Origin of the sequence: Mycolicibacterium pyrenivorans (assembly GCF_025821625.1) — a bacterium.
Classification (GTDB): Bacteria; Actinomycetota; Actinomycetes; order Mycobacteriales; family Mycobacteriaceae; genus Mycobacterium; species Mycobacterium pyrenivorans.
Genome location: NZ_JACKSH010000210.1, coordinates 1 through 488 on the forward strand (window position 1 = coordinate 1; position 488 = coordinate 488).

General features: G+C 65.6%; 1 pseudogene. It reads left to right on the top strand.

Features of this window, described 5'->3' with window-relative positions:
* A pseudogene (locus H7I57_RS23710) lies at window positions 1–488 on the top strand (ATP-binding protein); the annotation flags it as partial.

The following is a 488-nucleotide window of genomic DNA, read 5'->3' on the forward strand; positions in this document are numbered from 1 at the left end:
AGGTGGCCTCCAACAGCATCAGGTGGCCTCCAACAGCATCGGGCTGCGCGAGCGCGTCACCTTGTACGCGCCGATCTTGCTGACCGCCGAAGACACCATCACCGGTTCGGTGCGCATCGACGACGAGAAGATCCGCGCCCAGACGCAGGGGCTGAGCCGCGCCGTCGGCGCCCGCGGCCAGATGATGATGCAACAGCTGCTGGTCAGCCTCGGCGGCGAACTGCCGGACAACCACCCTGGCCGGCCGATGACCACCCTGGCCGGCACCGAGCCGTCCACGTTGTTCGGCATGAGCGAAGTGCTGGGCGTCGGTTCGCCCGAGGCGCAGAAACTGGCCCAGGAAATGGTCAAGCGGATGTCCATGATGTCCGACCCGAACGTGCAGTTGGTCAACAATCCCGATCTGAGCCAGTCGATCGAGACCACCAGCGGCATCGCCGGAAAGCTGCTGGACAGCGTTTCCGCGTCCGTCGTCTCGGCAGTCAACG